Here is a 17,412-nt window from a genome sequence, read left to right on the forward strand (position 1 = left end):
AGGTGCGGAGGGCGACAAACGGCCGCCATCCGCTGGAGAGAAAGGACTACGCCCGCATCAGTCGTCGAGCGTCACTTCCCAGAGGCGGGTGTTGGACTGCCAGACCGGCTGGCCGTGCAGCTTCTTGGTGGCGCCCCAGATGTCGACCATGTCGTACATGAAGATGCCGGGGACCTCGTCGAGCATCAGCTGGTGGAACTCGTCGAAGATCGCCTGGCGCTTGGCCTGGTCGGCCTCGACATAGGCTGCCTTCATCAGTTCAACCGCCTTCGGGTTGTCCCACATCAGCGAGGCGTTCTTGTCCTTGTTGCCGACATAGAAGCTGTACATCAGCGCCGGATCGAGACGCGGCGACACCGACTGCGAGATCACCTGATAGTTGCCGGAGCGGCGGCGATCGACCTGGGTCGCATAGTCGAGCACTTCGATCTGCACGTTGAGGCCCACCTGCTGCATCATCGCCTGGGCGACGACGGCAGCGGGGAAGCTCGGCACGTTGCCGCGCTTGTTGGCGATGATGGTGATCGGCTCGCCGTTGTAGCCGGCATCAGCCAGGTTCTTCTTCGCTTTTTCGAGATCCATCGGGATCTTCTTCTTCTGGACGTCGGAGTAGAAGATCGAGTCGGCCGAGACCATCGATGCGTTGGCTTCGCCGGTGCCGTTGGAAACAGCGGCGACGAGCTGGTCGAGGTCGAGCGCTTCGGCCATCGCGCGGCGAACCGCAACGTTGCTCAAGATCTTGTCGCGGGTCTGGAAGTAAAGCAGGTTCTTGCCGTTGTTGCGCTTGACGATGAGTTGCATCGTGTCGCTGTCCTTGAAGTCGGCAATGAGATCGGCCGAGACTTCGGCGGTGTCGAGCGCGCCCGAAAGCAGGCCGGTCTTCACGGTCGAGGCGTCCGGGATCACCATGAACTTGATGCCGTCGACGAGCGGCCGCTTCGAGCCGACCATGCCATCGGGCTTGCCGTCATTGGCGGGTGAGACGTAGTCGGCGTTCTTTTCGAGCCGGACATATTCGCCCTTCTTCCATTCCGCCCACTTGAACGGGCCGGTGCCGATGGGCGCAGTGTAAGCGCCGTCTGCGCCGACGGAATCTTGGGAGACGATGCCGGTGTAGCCGCATTCCGGCCGGGCCATCAGGCCGAGAAAGACGGCCGAAGGCTTCTCGATACTCATGGTGACGGTGGAGGCGTCGGCTGCGGCGACGCTCGTCACCTTGATCGACTTGCTGCCGTCGAAGTCGCCGGCGCAGGTCCACTTGGTCTCCGGCTTCATGTAGCGGTTCCAGTTCCAGACCACGTCTTCCGCGGTCAGCGCCTTACCATTGTGGAACTTCACGTCGTCTCGCAGCTTGAACGTATAGGTCAGGCCATCGGGCGAAACCTCGAAGCTTTTCGCGAGCAGCGGCTTCACTTCGCCGTTCTCGGCGTAGCCGACCAGACCTTCGACGATGTGGAAGATCACCGAGTCGGTGTTGCCGTCGCGGTTGACGCCGGGCTCGTTGCTGCGGATGTCCGAGCTCTGGGCGACCGTCAGGTCACGCGCATGGCCGAGCGCGATCGCGCTCATCAGCATGGTTCCGGCAAGAAGTATGGTTTTCATGGTTCCTCTCTCTTTTCTGATTGTTGGTGTTGTCGGTTCAAAAGGCGCGCCAGCAGACCTGTGACAGCTTGCCGATGGTTTCGAGCGCGATGGTGTAGCCGGGCGTGCCGTCGGGCATCAGCGCGGGTACGCCGTCGGTGAAGGCGGCGATCGCATAGAGCGGCTTGCCGTCGCGATAGACGACGCCGGCATCCATGCGGCCGCGTTTGCCGCGACCCCCCTTGCAGGCGACGACCGTATCGAAGGGCAGCCGCGAGCGGATGCCATAGCGCAAAACCTGGTTCTTCAGCGTCTGCACAGCGAAGGCGGCGAGCTCGACCGTGATGCCAAGCCTGGCGGCAGCAGCGGCATCGTGCTCGGCGGCGAGGATCAGTTCCAGCAGCATCACCTGGTCGGCAGCCGTCGTCGTCGTGACGTCGGCCAGCGAATGATCGGGTTTGAGCGCCAGCGGCGGAATGAGGAAGCGATGGTGCGTGCCCACCATGCCGAGCGCCTTGCAATAGCCGTCGACCTCTTCAAGCGTCAGCCGCTCGAACACCATCTTGGTGCAGACATTGTCGCTCAGAACCATCATGCCGACGATCGCGTCGCGCAGCGAAATGACGATTCCAGGCGTCAGGTAGCGGAACATGCCGCTCGCCACTTCCTGGGCGAGCCGTGCTTCGTAGGTGATGCGCTCGTCAAGATGAAGCCGGCCTTCTGCCACCGCCTTCAGCGCCGCCATCATGATCGAGGTTTTGCGGGTGCTGGCAGATGGTGTTTCCTCACCCTCGCCACGGCCGATGGTTTCACCGGTCTGGAGATTGCGCACGAGGAAGCGGGTGACGAAGGGCTCCGCGTCGGCGATCGCGTGGAGTTCGGCCGCGATCGCACCGGTCTTGATTTCCGTGCTCATCTCAGGCCTCCAGCCGCCATTTGAGGGTGACGCCACCGGTCTGGTTGAGATCGAGCGCCGGGATCGCCGAAAGCAGCTTGCGGGTATAGGCATCCTTCGGCGCATCGAAGATCCGGTCGCGGTCGCCTTCTTCGATGATGCGCCCGTCCTGCATGACGATGACGCGGTCGGCGACCTGCTCGACGACGCCGAGGTCGTGGCTGATGAACAGGCACGAGAAGCCGTAGCGCTTCTGCAGGTTCGAGAAGAGTTCCAGCACCTGAGAGCGAACGGTTACGTCGAGCGCCGACACCGGCTCGTCGGCGATCAGGAATTTTGGCCGCCGTGCGATGGCGCGGGCGATAGCCACACGCTGGCGCTGGCCGCCCGAGAGCTCATGCGGATAGCGATTGGCGAAATCGGCGCTGAGCCCGACTTCCTCAAGCGTTTCGAGCGCACGGCGACGCTTGGCCGGCGTATCGAGGTCCGGCACCAGCCGCAGCGCTTCCTCGAGGAGCGCCTGAATGGTCATGCGCGGATCGAGCGACGAATAGGGATCCTGGAAGACCATCTGGCAGTTCAGCCTATAATCGCGCCAGTCGGCGCTGCGCTGGCGGCCCTGGAACAGGATGTCGCCTTCGGCCTGCTGGACGAGGCCTGCGATGGTGCGGCCGAGCGTCGTCTTGCCAGAGCCGGAACCGCCGACCAGTGCCACGACCTCGCCGACATGGATATCGACGCTGACGCCGTGCAGCGCGCGCTTCGGCTCGTGCCTGCGGAAGAGACCCTTGCGGCCGGGATACTCGACGACAATATTGCGCGCCGAAACCATCGGCGTGCGGGTCATGTCGAGCTCACGCGCAGCACCACGGAACGGCAGCGACGAAAGCAGCTTGCGGGTATAGGGATGCTGCGGTGCTTGCAGGATCTCCTCGGTCAGCCCCTGCTCGACGACGACGCCCTTTTCCATCACCACGAAACGGTTGGTGTAGCGGGCGACCATCGGCAGGTCGTGGCTGATGAGCAGCACTGCAGTGCCCTCGGCCTGGGTCAACTCGACCATCAGCTCCATGACGTCGCGCTGGACGACGGCATCGAGCGCGGTCGTCGGCTCGTCTGCGATCAGCAAGGCTGGCTTCAACAGCATCACCGAGGCGAGCATGATGCGCTGGCGCATGCCGCCGGAGAACTCGTGCGGATAGGCGGTCAACGCCCGCTCCGGCTCGCGTATGCCGACGCGACCAAGCATCGAGAGGATCGCCGTGCGGCGCTCCTCGACCGACATCTTTGTGTGCAGGATCAGCCCTTCCTCGAGCTGCCGGCCGATGGTCATCGACGGGTTGAGCGAGGTCATCGGCTCCTGGAAGACGACGCCGACCTCCCCGCCGCGAAGCTGGCGGAGATCCCGGTCCTTCATGCCGAGCACATCCTTACCCCGGTAGAGGATCGTGCCGCCGATACGGCGGACGGCCGGCGGAATGAGCCCGATGATCGCGCGTGTCGCCAGTGTCTTGCCGGAGCCGCTTTCGCCGACGATGCCGACGATTTCGCCGGGCGCGACGTCAAAGCTGACGTTCTTCACTACCTGGTTGCCGGAGTGAGTGACGGCAAGCGAAAGGCGCTGGACACTGAGAAGAGGATTGCCGGTCATTTCAGGCCTCGCATGCGGGGGTCGAGACGGTCGCGTAGCGCGTCGCCCAGAAGGTTGATGCCGAGCAAAGTGAGAGCGATGCAGAGACCAGGGAAGAAACCGAGCCAGACGGCCTGTTCTATGAAGGGGCGGCCGGCGGCGAGCATGTTTCCCCAGGTGGGTGCCGGTGGCGGCACGCCGAGACCGAGGAAGGAAAGCGCGCTTTCCGAGAGGATCGCCCAGCCGAACATCGAGGTGGCAAGCACCGTGATCGGCGCGACGCAGTTCGGCAGGATATGGCGCAGCATCGTATATATCTCGCCATTGCCCATCACCCGCGACGCCTCGATGAACTCGCGTTCGCGCAGCGACAGCACCGCTCCGCGCACCACGCGGGCCATTGACGGCGTATAGGCGATGCCGAGCGCGAAGATGATGCCGTACTGGTTGGCGCCGAAGACGGCGAGCAGGCCGAGCGCCAGCAGGATGCCGGGGAAGGCCAGGAGCGCGTTGTTGATCGCCATGATCACGCCATCGACCCAGCCGCGCGCATAGCCGCTGACGATGCCGATGAAGGTGCCGAAGACGACGGCGAAGGTGACGGTCAGGAAGCCGATCCAGACGCTGGCACGGGCGCCGACCATCAGGCGGCTGGCGACATCGCGGCCGAACTCGTCGGTGCCGAGCCAGTGCGCTGCACCGGGTGCGGCAAGCCGCGCGGTGAAGCCGAGCGCCATCGGATCATAAGGCGTCCAGAAAAGGCCGATGAGGGCGGTGATGACCAGCAGGCCGATCAGGCCGCCGCCGATGGCGCCGTTGAAAGTGAGCTTTCTCATTCTGCCACCACCCGCGGATCGAAGAGAGGATAGAGGAGGTCGACCACCAGATTGACGACGACATAGGAGAAGGCGACGAGCAGCAGGCAGCCCTGGATCACCGGATAGTCGCGCTGGAAGATCGCATCGACCATTAGACGGCCAAGACCCGGAATGGTGAACACCGTCTCGATGACGGCGATGCCGCCGAGCAGGTTGCCGAGGATCAGGCCAATCATCGTCCAGGTCGGGCCGAAGGCGTTCTTGAAGGCGTGGCGCCAGAGAACGGCACTTTCCGAAAGCCCCTTGGCACGGGCATGGGTGATGTAATCGAGCCGCAGCACTTCGAGCGTAGAGGCGCGGGCCATGCGGATGATCACGCCCATCTCGTGGATGACAAGCGTCATGACCGGCAGCACCAGATAGAGAAGGCCGGCCCTCCAGTTCTCCGAGATCGGCAAGTAGCCAAGCACCGGCAGCCAGCCGAGCTTCAGGCCGAAGGCGAGCAGCAAGAGAAGACCGAGCCAGAAGGTTGGGATCGACAGAAGCACGGTCGCCGAACCGACAAGCGCCAGGTCGGTCAGGCTGTTCTGCCGCCAGGCGGCGATGACGCCGGCCGGAACCGCGATCAGGCTCGCGAGAAGCACGGCGATGACGACGATTTCGGCGCTGACGAAGAAGCGGCTGACGACCAGATGCAGCACCGGCTCGCCGGTGACGATCGAGGTGCCGAAATCGCCGGAGAGGATGTTGCCGGCCCAGATGACGAATTGCTCCGGGATGCTGCGGTCGAGACCGAGCTCCGCGCGCAACGCGGCAATCTGCTGCGGTTCGGCCATATCGCCGAGCATCAGCGCTGCCGGATCACCGGGAATGAGGCGGATAAGCGTGAAGACGGCAACCGAGACGATCACGATCGTCGGTATCGCCATCACGAGACGATTGAGAATGAATTTGATCATGGGTTCCCCGTACTGAGGCAGGCCGCACGCGTTACCGCGATTCTCCTGCCCGTCGGCTCTCTTGTTGAAGGGACTATGATCGATTGGAAAAAATCGTGCAATATTATGAGTAAATGTCATACCTCTATGAAAAGGGCATGCAACTTCATCGCGACCGGGTGGGCGCTGCCCGGCTGCTCGCTGGCGAGGAAGCCGGCGCGATCGCGCCGGCTTCCGTCAGGTCAGATGAAGAAAATCGGCCAGTTCGCGGGCGGCAGCGCCTCCTGCCCGGTTCGCACCGATGGTGGAAGCCGACGGCCCGTAGCCGACGAGATGGATGCGCGGGTCTTTTGCCACCTGAGTCGCCAGCCGACCGGTCATCAGGATACCGCCGTCAGCATTGCGCAGTTGCAGCGGCGCCAGGTGATCGAGCGCGCTTCTGAAGCCGGTGCTCCAGAGGATGACGTCGACGGCCAGTTCGCGCCCGTCGGACCAGCGCACGCCGTTTTCGGTCATTTCGGCAAACATCGGCTGGCGCTCGAGCGCGCCGCGTGCACGTGCGGCCATGATCGCAGGTGTCACCGGAATGCCCGTCACCGAGACGACCGAGCCCGGCGGCAGGCCGCGGCGAACCCGGTCCTCGACCATGGCTACGGCGGCGCGTCCAACCTCTGGCGTAAACGGTTCGTCGCGGAAGGCCGGCTCCTCCCGCGTTACCCACGTGGTCGATGTCACCTGCGATATTTCATCGAGCAGCTGGATGGCGGAGATGCCGCCGCCGACGACCAGCACATGCTGCCCCGCGAATTGCGCTGCCGACTGATAATCCTTCGTGTGCAGCTGGTGCCCCTTGAAGCGCTCCGCTCCCGGATAGGGCGGGATATAGGGGGCCTCCCAGGTGCCGGTCGCGTTGATGATGCCGCGGGCAGCATAAGCCCCGTCGTCCGTCTCGACCCTGAAGCGCTCGCCCCGGTCACACACGACCTTGACGGCCACCGCCCGGCGGACCGGCAGACCGAATGCCTTCTCATAGGCGCCGTAATACTGCGGCACGGCGACGGCCGCGTGAACCTCGCCCTTGCTGGTATCGACCGCTTCGGAAAATCTCATGCCGGGAAGATCGTGAATACCGTTGACCGTATTCAAGGTCAGCGACGGCCAGCGAAACTGCCAGGCCCCGCCCGGCTGCGGCGACCGGTCGATGACGACATATTGCCTGTGAGGCGCCAGCCCGAGCCGGCCCAGGTGATAGGCCGAAGACAATCCCGCCTGCCCGGCGCCGATGACGACGATGTCGATCTTGCGGGCCACGCGCGCATGCGTTTCGACATCGACAGGCTGAGCCGCATCCGTCATGGTGCGGCCCGAAGCAAAAGCCTGTCAGTCCTTGCCAGATCATCCACGGCGGCGGCCCTATGCAATTGCCGCTGCGAAGATCGCCGCAAGTTTTTCGATGCCGATCTGGTCGTCGCGGTCGAAGCGTGCAGGCTCCGGGCTGTCGAGATCGATGACGCCGATCACCCGGCCGTCACGCCGCACCGGAACCACGAGTTCCGAGCGCGAGGCCGCATCGCAGGCGATGTGCCCCGGAAAGGCATGGACGTCTTCCACAAGGATCGAGCGGTCTTCCTTGACGGCCGTTCCGCAGACCCCGCGGCCGACGGCGATGCGCACACAGGCAGGCTTGCCCTGGAACGGTCCCAGCACGAGTTCGTCGTCGGTTTCGAGGAAATAAAACCCCGCCCAATTGAGGCTCGGCATGGTCTGGAACATCAGCGCCGACGTATTGGCCGCGTTGGCGATCAGGTTCGGCTCGCCATGAAGCAGCGATTCGAGCTGCTGGGCCAACTCCGCATAGAAAGCGCGCTTGTCGCCTGTGTCGATGGTGGCTGCCTGAAACATGATCTTATCCGCTCTAATGTTCGTATCGGCCGGCAATGTAGTGTCGCGCCCGTCCCATTGCCAATGGCCGCAACCTTGAGGCCATTGTCTCACGGCTGCTGCGAAGCGGCGACCTGCCTTTTGAGGCAGTCAATCATGGCTTGGGCTGCAAGCGACAGCGGTACGCCAGCCGCCGTCGCGACGCCGAAATCCTGGGTGAGGTGCGGCGAAAACGGACGGATCTCGATCGGTAGGTGCCGGTGCAGATTGGCAAAGAAGCTGCTGATGATCGCGACCCCAAGGCCGTAGGCCGCGTAGGCGCAGGCCGAGCTGTTGCTGTGGGTCTCGATCTTGACCTTTTGCGGCACGCCGGCCTTGCGGAAGATCTCGTCGAGCATGACCCGCGTCGGCCGGCGGCGGCCGATCAGGATCAAGGGCACGCCGCGCAGTTCCTTCGGCGTCACGGTTTCGTGCTGCGAAAGCGTGTGCCCCTTTTCCATGACGCAGACGCTGAGGCCGGTTGCGACCGGCTGCATTTCGAGACCGGCGCTCAGCTGCCCCTCATAACGCAGGAAGCCGAAATCGATGATGCGCTGCTCGACGAGGCGGGCGATCGCAACGGTCGTGTCGAAGAAGGTTTCGACGCGCACGCCGGGAAAATCCTTGGCATAGTCGGCGAGCATCGCCGGGGCGAAGGTCTCGGACATGCTGTTCGGCAGGCCGATGCGCACGACCTCTGGGCCGACTGCGCCGCTGCGCAGGTCCTGCGCCAGATTGGTGAACCGGTCGATGCCGAGCAAGATATGCTCCGCATCCTCGGCGAGCTTCATCGCCTCGGGCGTCGCAATCAGCCGGCCCTTGTCACGGGCAAAAAGCGTCAGCGACAGCTCTTCCTCGAGCTGCTGCAACAGCCGGCTGACGCCGGACTGGCTGAGCCCCATCGTCTTGGCGGCCGCAATCGTCGATCCGGTCGCCAACAGCGTGCGCAGCACTTCCAATTGTCGAAAATTCACGCCGCCCCCGGTCCGCTCGAACATCCGCTTGCTCTCCCCTCGTGTTTACGGGAAGGCGATGCTTCAAGGAAGGGGTCGGCAAGGTGCGGGGAAATCCGTGACGGATACCCGCCGGGAACGAGGAGCGCGCACGCGCGCTCCTCTGAGGTCACCGGTCTCACGCGCTGGCGTGGACCGGATGGTTGAAGCGGTCGGCGAAGATCTCGATCGAGCCGCGACCGAAGCTGCGCAGCTGCCGCCGCGTCAGCACCGACATGACACGCGCGGCCGTCGAGACGGTCATGGCGTCGAGCGGCCCTTCACCGCTCCACGGCTTGTTCAGTCGGTCGGTTACGATGCCGATGAGGTTTGCCGGCATGATGTCGCTGCAAGGTTTCATCCAGTCGAAGACCTCGCTGATGGGAATGCGCTTGCCTTCGAACGCAACGATGGGCTCGGGCATGTTGGCGCCCCAGTCATCATAGGCCTCCAGAGCATCACGAAACAGGTTCTGCAGCGTGATGGAGGCGTGCCCTTCATGGAGAGCAGGCAGGAAATTCGTCATTTGTGTCTCCTTCAGTGGTTAAGGCCGGGAAACGCGAATGGCCAATTCTGTCAGCATATGTTTGTGTTCGTGCCGGGTGGCCGATACTCTGGGGCCACACGACGGGTCAAACTGCAGGCGATGAGGCAAATGCACAAATCGGGCGATGGTTCCCTGAGCCGCAGTCAATTTTGGCGGGAAATCGGTGAGCATACACGCCGCCGAGCATCACCAGGGTCCTCTTCCCTGACCTTCCCCCGAATCGATCTTACCCATCCCGACCCGAAGGTAAACACCAAGTCGCCATCAAGGCCGAAACGAAATACTCAAATCGATAATTTCTATAGAATATACTATCTTACCCGATCAGGCCAGATAATTCACTGATATGCACCTCAATCGACAGGGAGCAGTCACATGGGAACGATCTCGCGGCTTTCCGAGAAAACTAGAGCCCCGGCGCACCGGATCGAAAGCGAAGAGGAAGCGCTGTCGATCGCGCGTGAGCTGGCGGCGGAATTTGCAGGGAGTGCCAACGAGCGGGACACGGATCGCATTCTGCCCTTCGACGAGCTCGATGCGCTCGCCCAATCCGGCCTGCTGGCGATCACCGTGCCGCCGGAGTATGACGGCATAGACGTCTCCAATGCCGTTCTTGCCGAAGTCACCGCCATCCTTTCGGAAGCGGATTCCTCGATCGGCCAGATCCCGCAGAACCATTTCTACATTCTCGAGGCGCTGCGCACCGATGGCACCGAGGAGCAAAAGGCCTTTTTCTTCGGCCGGGCGCTTGCCGGCGACCGTTTCGGCAACGCCCTTTCGGAACGTGGCACGAAAACCGTCGGCGACTATGAGACCCGGCTTTCCTCCGACGGCCCCGGCTTCCGTCTGAACGGGCGCAAATATTATTCGACCGGCGTGCTGTTTGCCGAATGGATCGTCATCTTCGCCCTTGATCCGAACGACAAGCTGACCATGGCCTTCGTGCCGCGCGGCGCGGAGGGCTTGCAGATCATCGACGACTGGGACGGCTTCGGCCAGCGCACGACCGGCAGCGGCACGACCGTGCTGCAGAACGTCTATGTGGCCGCCGATGCGGTGGTGCGCCATCACCGCGGCTTCGAAAGGCCGACGACGATCGGTAGCGTCGGCCAGATCATCCATGCCGGCATCGATCTCGGCATTGCCCGGGCAGCCTTTGCCGAAACCCTCGACTTTGTCCGCAATCATGCGCGCCCCTGGATGGACAGTGGCGCCGAACGGGCGGCCGACGATCCGTTGACGATCGCCCGCATCGGCCAGCTTGCCATCCGCCTGGAGGCGGCAACGGCCACGCTGGAGCGTGCCGGCAAAAAGGTCGACGTCGCCCAGATCAACGGTACCGAGGAAAGCGTGATCGAAGCGACGCTTGCCGTTGCCGCGGCAAAGGTCCTGACGACCGAAATCGCCTTGGAAGCGAGCAACACGCTCTTCGAACTCGCCGGCACCGCATCGACGAAGATCGGCCTCAACCTCGACCGCCATTGGCGAAACGCCCGCACCCACACGCTGCACGACCCGGTGCGCTGGAAGCATCACGTTGTCGGCAACTACCACCTGAACGGCATCAAGCCGCCGAAGAACGGCGCACTCTGAGCCCATCGACCGCGCGCGATCGTCCCGAGGCGTGACCGGCGCTTTGGGCAACGCCCAACCTTGCCCGAAGGAGAGCCCCATGAGCCGCGAAATCCGGCTGAATGCCTTTGACATGAACTGCGTCGGCCACCAGTCGCCAGGGCTCTGGACCCATCCGCGCGACCAGTCCTGGCGCTACAAGGATCTCGATTACTGGGTGCATCTGGCAAAAACGCTCGAGCGCGGCAAGTTCGACGGCCTGTTCATCGCCGACGTGCTGGGCGTCTATGACGTGCTGAACGGCAATGCGGATGCAGCCCTTCGGCATTCGGCCCAGGTCCCGGTCAACGACCCGCTGCAACTGGTGCCGACCATGGCCTACGAGACCGAGCATCTCGGCTTCGGGCTGACGGCGTCGCTCTCCTTCGAGCATCCCTATACCTTCGCCCGCCGCATCTCGACGCTCGACCATCTGACCCGGGGGCGTGTCGGCTGGAACATCGTCACCTCCTACCTCAACAGCGGCGCGCTCAACATCGGCCAGGCGCAGCAGGCGCGCCACGACGACCGCTATGATCTCGCCGAGGAATATCTGGAGGTCTGCTACAAGCTCTGGGAAGGAAGCTGGGAGGACGGCGCCGTCGTGCGCGATCGGGCAAGCGGTATCTTCACCCATCCGGAAAAGGTGCATCCGATCAACCATCACGGCCGCCACTTCACGGTTCCCGGCATTCACCTGAGCGAACCGTCGCCGCAGCGCACGCCCGTGCTCTACCAGGCCGGCTCTTCGAGCCGCGGCAAGGACTTTGCCGGGGCGCACGCCGAATGCATCTTCGTCGCCGCGCCATCCAAAACCGTATTGAAGCGCTATGTCGCCAATGTCCGCGAGGCAGCCGCGCGCGCCGGCCGCAACCCACGCGAAATCCTCGCCTTCAATCTGCAGACGGTGATCCTCGGCGAAACCGACGCGGAGGCGAAGAAGAAGTTCGACGAATACCGCAGCCACGTGTCCTACGAGGGTGCCCTGGCGCTGATCTCCGGCTGGACAGGCATCGATTTCGGCCAGTTCGCCCCGGACGAGCCGCTTCGCCACCGTTACACCAACGCGGTGCAATCGGCCGTCGAGACCTTTACGACCATCGACCCGGATCGGGTGTGGACCGTGCGCGAAATGGCCGACTGGGTGGGTATCGGCGGCTTCGGCCCCGTCTTCGTCGGCTCGCCCTCGACGGTCGCCGATCTCCTGCAGGAATGGGTCGAGGACACCGATGTCGACGGCTTCAACCTTGCCTATGCCATCACGCCCGGGACCTTCGAAGACGCCGTCGACCTGCTGGTGCCGGAACTGCAAAGACGCGGCGTCTACAAGACAGGCTACCGCGAAGGCACGCTCCGCGAAAAGCTCTTCGGCGCCGGTCCGAGGCTTGCAGCGCCGCATCCGGGCGCCGGCTATCGCGACCTCGCCGGCCAGCGGCAGACGATCGCGGCCTCCGCTTAAGCGAAGACATCAAAGAAACGCCGCCGGAACCTTTGTTCAGGCGGCGTCTTTCCACGCACAGTCACCCTGTGCGTCAGGTTCAGCTGTAAAGGCTTATCGGCGGGATCCGACCGTTGAGCGCAAAGTCGCCGACCTCGCGCGCCTTGTAGGCGACCGGGTCATGCAGCGTGTGGGTGCGGACATTGCGCCAGTAGCGGTCGAAGCGATAGTGCCCAGCCGTGGCGCGCGCGCCCATCAATTCGAACACCCTTGCCGTCACGTCGAGCGCCACGTGGGTGGAATTCACCTTGGCCGCATAGGCCTCGATCGCCGCCGCGCCCCGCGCCTCGGCCGTTACCGAGCTGCCCTCGGACAAGGCCGCTTCGACCGCTGCCGCAGCCGCATCAGCCAGCGCGACCGACGCCTTCAGGTTCGTCTGGAGCTCGCCGATCGCCTCAAGGATATAGGGGTCGTCGCCGGCACGCTCGACGCCGGACGTCACCCAGGGACGCGTTGTGCTGCGGACGTAGTCGAGCGCTGCTGCCAGCGCCCCCTGCGCCGTGCCGAGATAGAAATTGACGAAGACGAGCTGGATCAGCGGCGTGTTGAACGTCGCCTGCACCGGTGGCGGATCTAAGGGTTCGGCAAGCGCCTGGATGAAGTCTCGCCCATAAACCGGAAAGTCGCGGAACTCGACGCTGCCGCTGTCCGACAGGCGCTGGCCGATATTGTCCCAGTCGTCGTTCGCGATATAGCCGGGACGGTCGGTGGGCACGACGAAATTGGCGATCTTGCCGTCGAGCGTGGCATTGACGTTGATGCGGTCGGAGACATGCGCGCCGGTCGAAAACGTCTTGCGGCCGTTCAAGACGTAGTGCGCGCCGCGCCGCTCGAGCGTCAGGCCGGGGTCGCGCGGGTTGACGGCTGCACCCCAGTAGAGCTGCCGCTCGACCGTTTCGGCGCCCAGCACCCAGGCTTGCCGGGGATCGGCGGCGGCCCAATAGACGTATTGGCTGTTGACGTAGTGGTAGCCCAGCAATTGCCCGATCGAGCTTTCGCCGCGCGCGACGACGCGCACCAGCCGCAGCCCGTCGATCCAGCTCAAGCCGGCCCCACCGATCTCCGGCGAATGCAACGCCGTCAACAGACCAGCCTGGCGGAGCGCCTCGATCTCCTCGCGCGGCGGCGCGCCCACCCGGTCGAGTTCGGCGCCCCGACGGGCAAGATCGGTTGACAGCGCCTCGGCGCGGGCAAAAAGCTCCCGTCGCCTTTCGTCATGTTCGGCGTTCACCGGCGCCGGTTCTCTGAGGAAGTGTACGTTGCTCATCCGCCTCTCCTTGGTTGAGGCATAATAATGAACTTATTCTATAGACAATAACAGCAAATGAATTTTGACTTGGGCGGAAGCCCGAGAAAGTCTTACCTGCCACTCGGTGCCGCCCACGCGCCGGCGGGAAACGGGGCCATCGCGCTCAGGCACTATTCCGGGAAATGCGATAGACGCTGGCAGGCGGCAGGTTGAGCGGCACCCAGCGCCGAAAGGAGGCCTTGAGCCCAAGCTCGCCCAGAACCTGGAGCGAGATCGGGCATCGCGGTCCATAGGTGAACTGGAACAGGCTTCCATCCTCGGCAAGGTGATGAAAGACCGAGGCGAGGATCGCCCGCACGGTCTGCGCCGGCATGGACAGAAGTGGCAGGCCGCTGATCGCCGCCCCGATGGACTTCACCGCCGGCAGGGCCAGGTGCTGGGCGTCGCCCTCGATCAGCGTCGCGCTCGGGAACCGCTCCCGCAGCAGCATAGCGAAAGCCGGATTGCGCTCCACCAGGATGAGATTGTCCTCGTAAACGCCGTTGCGAAGCAGTGCCCGCGTGAAGGCTCCGGTGCCAGGCCCAAGTTCGAGCACATTGCCGGAGAGCGGTCCGATCTCGGTGGTCATGGCGACCGCCAGCCGTCTGCTCGAAGGCGCGATCGCCGCGACCTCCAGCGGTCTAGCCGCCCAGGATCTGAGGAAGAGCAGGAAATCCGATGCCGCTTTCTGTTTGGTCAAGTCGCGCCTCCGTTGTTGCAACGGTGCCTGGTATCGCTCCTTGTCGGATGCCGCGCATTAACCCGGGTTAAGCCTGGTGTCGGCCTCCCCCCGCACTCGCTTGGCGATGCGGCTGAGGCCGACCGGGGTGATGCCGAGATAGCCGGCGAGGTCCTTCTGCGGCACCCGTGCGACCACCTCCGGTTCCTCGACGAGCAGTGCGCGATAGCGCTCCTCGGGATCAAGCGTCAGGAACTGGCGTTCACGGCGCTCCTTGCGCTCGGCAAGCATCATCAGCGCACTTCGGATCATCCGCGACCAGCCAAGGTCGGTGTCGGCCAGCGCCTGCAGCGTCACGAACGGAATTTTCTCGAGGCGGCTCTCCTCGACCGCAATTGCCGAAAAGCTCGCCCGCCCGGCGGGCACCAGCGCCGAGAGGCTCGCAAAGAACCGCCCTTCGATGGCGAAGGACTTGATCCACTCCTCGCCATTGGCACGCAGATAGGTGAGCTTCACCAGGCCGCGCTCGATCACATAGACATAGGGATGCGGCTCATCCTGATGGAAGATCGCTTCGCCAGCCCCCACGCTGCGCACCTGCATCGCCTCGGCCAGTCGCTCCGCCTGCGCCAGCGGATGCCGGGCGATGCGCTCGAACAGCGAAATCGCAGCGCCCTCTCCGCGCTTAACTTCGGTTAATGCCATCCCCGTCCTCCCGTTGCAGATTCGACTGCGCAACAACGGGAAATAGATCACATGGCACGCTACGTCGTCACCGGGGCAAGCTCGGGAATCGGCAGGGAGATCGCACTGCAACTGGCCGCGAGAGGGCACAATGTCTTAGCACTTGGCCGCGACCGGGAGCGACTGGAGGACTTGACGCTGCGAAACCGGAGGATCGAAACGCGGGTGCTCGATCTCTGCGATCGGGCCGCAACCATCGCCTGCGGAGCCAAGATGGCGGGCGATCCGATCGACGGTCTCATCAACAACGCGGCCATCCAGCACAATGTCCGGTTCGACGACCCGCATTACGACGCCGGACAAATCGCGGACGAAGTCGATACCAATCTCGTCGCGCCGATGCTGCTGTCGCGGCTGCTTCTGCCGAAGACGCCCGGGCGCCCCTTCGTCATCGTCAATGTCGGCTCAGCACTCGCCCGTTATCCGAAATCGACGTCGGCGGTCTACAGCGCCACCAAGGCGGGGCTGCGCATGTTTTCGGATGCACTTTCCGTCCAGCACCAGGCAGGCGCAGTCAAAGTGGTTGATGTGGTGCTGCCGCTCGTCGATACCCCGATGACATCAGGGCGGGGAAAGGGCAAGGTCAGCGCGGCCTATGCGGCGAAGGAAATCCTGCGTGCGCTCGAGCCGGGCGCAACCCGCATCCATGTCGGCAAGGCGCGATTGCTGCGCCTGCTCGAAATCATAGCGCCGCCTGCAGCCGCCGCGATCATCAGAAAGCTGTGACGCTGCAGTTCTCAAGCGGCATCTTGCGATCGCAGGCCCCACAGCGGGCCTTTGCGCGAAGGTTAGCCAGCCTCCGCGTCCCTCAAGGCGACGATCTCGGACGCGTTGTCGTTGGCGGCGAACTGCTCCAGCGTCATGTTGTCGAGGATCGAGGCGATCGCGTCGCGAACGTTGCTCATCGACTTGCGCACATGACAGTTGACCGGATCGGCACAGTCGTCGCAGGCCTCGAACGCGGTGCGGCTGGCGCAGCGGATCGGCGCCAGGGGACCGTCGAGCGTGCGGATGACCTGGCCGATGCGGATGTCGGAGGCTGGCCGGGAGAGCGAATAGCCGCCGCCCGGGCCCTTCTTCGAGCGCAGGATGCCGGCATTGCGCAGTTCGAGCAGGATCGCGTCCAGGAACTTTTTCGGAATATTGTTCCGCGTGGCGATCTCGGTGATGAAGGCGGTCTCTCCGGGCTCCAGTTGAGCCAGGTCGACAAGGGCCTTGAGCCCGTATTTTCCTTTTTTGGTCAACATGTCACTTCACTTTCCTGAACAAGGAAAGCCGCCACAACGCCCCTTCCCGCGGCATTTACCGGGGGTAACGGGTTGTGACGGCCGCACTCTTTCGCTTAGGATGTCCTACACCCAAACTGCACCATTCTCAATAAAATACGTCAGTTACTGCATAGATTTAGTGATTTTAGAAGGCGCTTTTATGGCAGGGGGAGAATTTCCGCTCCCTTGAGAAGGTGGCTTTGCCTCAAGAGCCAGCAGTCGCTTGCCTCGGACGCCGCGAAACCCGACGCCGGAGCACCGCAGGTGTAACTGTTCAGGATGCGATCACACCGTCAGATGGCGGCGCGCCTCTGATGTGTCCAGCGTTTCGGCTGCGCCCTCGTGGACCACAGCGCCCCGATCGAGGATGTAGACGTGGTCGGCGAGTTCGCGGCAGAAATCGAGATACTGCTCGACCAAGAGGATCGCCATGCCGGTCGAATCCCTGAGATAGCGGATAGCCCGGCCGATATCCTTGATGATCGAGGGCTGGATGCCCTCTGTTGGCTCGTCGAGCACAAGGATCTTCGGTCGCGTCACCAGCGCCCGGCCGATAGCCAGTTGCTGCTGCTGCCCGCCGGAGAGGTCGCCGCCACGGCGACCAAGCATCGAGCGCAACACCGGAAAGAGGTTGAAGACATCCTCGGGTATCGAGCGGTCGCCGCGCTTCAGGGGCGCATAGCCGGTCTCCAGGTTCTCCTTGACCGTCAGCAGCGGGAAGATTTCACGCCCCTGGGGGACGTAGCCGATGCCTTCTTTTGCCCGCCGATAGGGCGCCATGCCGGCGAGTGCTGCGCCGTTGAAGTCGATCGCGCCGGCGCTGACCGGATGCTGACCGGTGATCGCCCGAAGCAGGCTCGACTTGCCGACGCCATTGCGCCCGAGCACGCAGGTGATCTTGCCCATCTCGGCCGTGATCGACACGTTTCGCAGCGCCTGCGCGGCGCCGTAGTGAAGATTGACGTTTTCGACGCTGAGCATGGCGCGCCCTCCTTTTGGATTT

At 63.7% G+C, this 17,412-nt stretch carries 17 protein-coding genes; 3 read left to right on the forward strand and 14 right to left on the reverse strand.

All coding sequences use genetic code 11. The features are described 5' to 3' along the window. Nucleotides 1–57: 57 nt before the first annotated feature. From IB277_RS24640 to IB277_RS24680, 9 genes are all read right to left on the reverse strand, one after another. Nucleotides 58–1,602, reverse strand: a complete 1,545-nt coding sequence (locus IB277_RS24640; RefSeq protein WP_192371990.1) for an ABC transporter substrate-binding protein — start codon at nt 1,600–1,602, stop codon at nt 58–60. A 37-nt stretch (nt 1,603–1,639) separates the two neighbouring features. Continuing rightward, on the reverse strand, nt 1,640–2,497 hold the full coding sequence (locus tag IB277_RS24645; RefSeq protein WP_034805783.1) for a serine hydrolase: 858 nt from the start codon (nt 2,495–2,497) through the stop codon (nt 1,640–1,642). A gap of 1 nt (nt 2,498) precedes the next feature. Then, nucleotides 2,499–4,127 carry an ABC transporter ATP-binding protein gene (locus IB277_RS24650; RefSeq protein WP_192371991.1) on the reverse strand — a complete coding sequence of 543 codons (1,629 nt, stop codon included), beginning with the start codon at nt 4,125–4,127 and terminating at the stop codon, nt 2,499–2,501. Then, entirely contained in the window at nt 4,124–4,942 is an 819-nt protein-coding gene (locus IB277_RS24655) for an ABC transporter permease (protein ID WP_034805777.1), read from the reverse strand. The genes IB277_RS24650 and IB277_RS24655 overlap by 4 nt, the downstream gene beginning before the upstream one ends. Beyond that, nucleotides 4,939–5,883, reverse strand: a complete 945-nt coding sequence (locus IB277_RS24660) for an ABC transporter permease (protein ID WP_192371992.1) — start codon at nt 5,881–5,883, stop codon at nt 4,939–4,941. The genes IB277_RS24655 and IB277_RS24660 overlap by 4 nt, the downstream gene beginning before the upstream one ends. Before the next feature lie 216 nt (nt 5,884–6,099). After that, nucleotides 6,100–7,218 (reverse strand): NAD(P)-binding domain-containing protein, encoded by a 1,119-nt coding sequence (locus tag IB277_RS24665; protein WP_051659710.1) that lies wholly within the window; start codon nt 7,216–7,218, stop codon nt 6,100–6,102. A gap of 57 nt (nt 7,219–7,275) precedes the next feature. Continuing rightward, the gene (locus IB277_RS24670) at nt 7,276–7,764 is read right to left on the reverse strand and encodes a GAF domain-containing protein (RefSeq protein ID WP_034805770.1); all 489 of its coding nucleotides are present in this window, start codon (nt 7,762–7,764) and stop codon (nt 7,276–7,278) included. 89 nt (nt 7,765–7,853) lie between these two features. Next, on the reverse strand, nt 7,854–8,756 hold the full coding sequence (locus IB277_RS24675; RefSeq protein ID WP_034805970.1) for a LysR family transcriptional regulator: 903 nt from the start codon (nt 8,754–8,756) through the stop codon (nt 7,854–7,856). Nucleotides 8,757–8,913: 157 nt separating this feature from the next. Further along, on the reverse strand, nt 8,914–9,300 hold the full coding sequence (locus IB277_RS24680) for a hypothetical protein (RefSeq protein ID WP_034805768.1): 387 nt from the start codon (nt 9,298–9,300) through the stop codon (nt 8,914–8,916). A gap of 396 nt (nt 9,301–9,696) precedes the next feature. Between IB277_RS24680 and IB277_RS24685 the strand changes: the two genes are divergently transcribed. Together IB277_RS24685 and IB277_RS24690 are read left to right on the forward strand one after the other, a co-directional pair. After that, nucleotides 9,697–10,914, forward strand: coding sequence for an SfnB family sulfur acquisition oxidoreductase (locus IB277_RS24685; RefSeq protein WP_034805765.1), 1,218 nt, complete (start codon nt 9,697–9,699; stop codon nt 10,912–10,914). Nucleotides 10,915–10,993: 79 nt separating this feature from the next. Continuing rightward, nucleotides 10,994–12,391, forward strand: coding sequence for an LLM class flavin-dependent oxidoreductase (locus IB277_RS24690; RefSeq protein ID WP_034805763.1), 1,398 nt, complete (start codon nt 10,994–10,996; stop codon nt 12,389–12,391). Nucleotides 12,392–12,470: 79 nt separating this feature from the next. Here IB277_RS24690 and IB277_RS24695 read toward each other — a convergent pair whose 3' ends face one another. The 3 genes from IB277_RS24695 to IB277_RS24705 form a co-directional block, all read right to left on the reverse strand. Then, on the reverse strand, nt 12,471–13,697 hold the full coding sequence (locus IB277_RS24695; RefSeq protein WP_192371993.1) for an acyl-CoA dehydrogenase family protein: 1,227 nt from the start codon (nt 13,695–13,697) through the stop codon (nt 12,471–12,473). Nucleotides 13,698–13,842: 145 nt separating this feature from the next. Further along, entirely contained in the window at nt 13,843–14,418 is a 576-nt protein-coding gene (locus tag IB277_RS24700) for a class I SAM-dependent methyltransferase (protein ID WP_049811028.1), read from the reverse strand. Nucleotides 14,419–14,475: 57 nt separating this feature from the next. Continuing rightward, nucleotides 14,476–15,102 (reverse strand): Crp/Fnr family transcriptional regulator, encoded by a 627-nt coding sequence (locus IB277_RS24705; RefSeq protein ID WP_049811029.1) that lies wholly within the window; start codon nt 15,100–15,102, stop codon nt 14,476–14,478. Nucleotides 15,103–15,153: 51 nt separating this feature from the next. Between IB277_RS24705 and IB277_RS24710 the strand changes: the two genes are divergently transcribed. Then, complete coding sequence (locus IB277_RS24710; RefSeq protein ID WP_049811030.1) at nt 15,154–15,867, forward strand: SDR family NAD(P)-dependent oxidoreductase; 714 nt, start codon at nt 15,154–15,156, stop codon at nt 15,865–15,867. A 62-nt stretch (nt 15,868–15,929) separates the two neighbouring features. Here IB277_RS24710 and IB277_RS24715 read toward each other — a convergent pair whose 3' ends face one another. Together IB277_RS24715 and urtE are read right to left on the reverse strand one after the other, a co-directional pair. After that, nucleotides 15,930–16,388, reverse strand: a complete 459-nt coding sequence (locus IB277_RS24715) for an Rrf2 family transcriptional regulator (protein ID WP_029742909.1) — start codon at nt 16,386–16,388, stop codon at nt 15,930–15,932. 306 nt (nt 16,389–16,694) lie between these two features. Further along, nucleotides 16,695–17,390 carry an urea ABC transporter ATP-binding subunit UrtE gene (gene urtE, locus IB277_RS24720; RefSeq protein ID WP_029742910.1) on the reverse strand — a complete coding sequence of 232 codons (696 nt, stop codon included), beginning with the start codon at nt 17,388–17,390 and terminating at the stop codon, nt 16,695–16,697. Between the last annotated feature and the right edge of the window lie 22 nt (nt 17,391–17,412).

The organism is Ensifer sp. ENS07, assembly GCF_014852185.1.
GTDB lineage: Bacteria > Pseudomonadota > Alphaproteobacteria > Rhizobiales > Rhizobiaceae > Ensifer > Ensifer adhaerens.